The organism is Bacillus sp. FAU18 (genome assembly GCF_056033885.1).
The window spans coordinates 1-945 of sequence record NZ_JBVYHZ010000005.1 but is presented as its reverse complement, the minus strand read 5'-3'; the positions used below and the strand labels follow the sequence as shown (position 1 = coordinate 945).

At 49.6% G+C, this 945-nt stretch carries 9 tRNA genes; all 9 read left to right on the top strand.

Going from position 1 to position 945, the window contains the following annotated elements:
- Positions 1–20: 20 nt before the first annotated feature.
- The 9 genes from AC0OMU_RS21955 (at position 21) to AC0OMU_RS21915 (ending at position 865) form a co-directional block, all read left to right on the top strand.
- A tRNA-Val gene (locus AC0OMU_RS21955) sits at positions 21–96 on the top strand.
- Between the two features lie 4 nt (positions 97–100).
- Positions 101–176: transfer RNA gene (locus AC0OMU_RS21950), tRNA-Thr, on the top strand.
- 36 nt (positions 177–212) lie between these two features.
- Positions 213–288: transfer RNA gene (locus tag AC0OMU_RS21945), tRNA-Lys, on the top strand.
- Positions 289–294: 6 nt separating this feature from the next.
- Positions 295–377: transfer RNA gene (locus tag AC0OMU_RS21940), tRNA-Leu, on the top strand.
- A gap of 40 nt (positions 378–417) precedes the next feature.
- Positions 418–492: transfer RNA gene (locus tag AC0OMU_RS21935), tRNA-Gly, on the top strand.
- 14 nt (positions 493–506) lie between these two features.
- Positions 507–592 (top strand) — tRNA-Leu (locus AC0OMU_RS21930).
- A gap of 9 nt (positions 593–601) precedes the next feature.
- Positions 602–678, top strand: a tRNA-Arg gene (locus AC0OMU_RS21925).
- A 27-nt stretch (positions 679–705) separates the two neighbouring features.
- Positions 706–782 (top strand) — tRNA-Pro (locus AC0OMU_RS21920).
- 7 nt (positions 783–789) lie between these two features.
- A tRNA-Ala gene (locus AC0OMU_RS21915) sits at positions 790–865 on the top strand.
- Positions 866–945: the final 80 nt, after the last annotated feature.

Below are 945 nucleotides of genomic sequence, written 5' to 3'. Positions count from 1 at the left end.
TTGCACGTTAGTGCAATTATGGAGGATTAGCTCAGCTGGGAGAGCATCTGCCTTACAAGCAGAGGGTCGGCGGTTCGAGCCCGTCATCCTCCACCATTATGCCGGTGTAGCTCAATTGGTAGAGCAACTGACTTGTAATCAGTAGGTTGGGGGTTCAAGTCCTCTTGCCGGCACCACTTTTATATGATATAATACTCAAGTCTCTTGTAGAAGAGCCATTAGCTCAGTTGGTAGAGCATCTGACTTTTAATCAGAGGGTCGAAGGTTCGAGTCCTTCATGGCTCACCATTTTACGCGGGTGTGGCGGAATTGGCAGACGCGCTAGACTTAGGATCTAGTGTCTTTATGACGTGGGGGTTCAAGTCCCTTCACCCGCATTATATAGGATAACAGTTAGAAAAACTGGACATCCTGTCTGCGGAAGTAGTTCAGTGGTAGAACACCACCTTGCCAAGGTGGGGGTCGCGGGTTCGAATCCCGTCTTCCGCTCCAACTATACCATCCACGCCGGGGTGGTGGAATTGGCAGACACACAGGACTTAAAATCCTGCGGTAGGTGACTACCGTGCCGGTTCAAGTCCGGCCCTCGGCATTATGTTTTGCGCCCGTAGCTCAATTGGATAGAGCGTTTGACTACGGATCAAAAGGTTAGGGGTTCGACTCCTCTCGGGCGCGCCATATCTTTTAATAGAATAGATGGGAAATCGGGAAGTAGCTCAGCTTGGTAGAGCACATGGTTTGGGACCATGGGGTCGCAGGTTCGAATCCTGTCTTCCCGACCATTTTTATGGGGCCTTAGCTCAGCTGGGAGAGCGCCTGCTTTGCACGCAGGAGGTCAGCGGTTCGATCCCGCTAGGCTCCACCAAAAGTTTTTTAAAAAAGTTGTTGACTTTGAAGAAGTGATATTGTATACTAACAAAGTTGCTTTAACAAAGCGGACAAAAA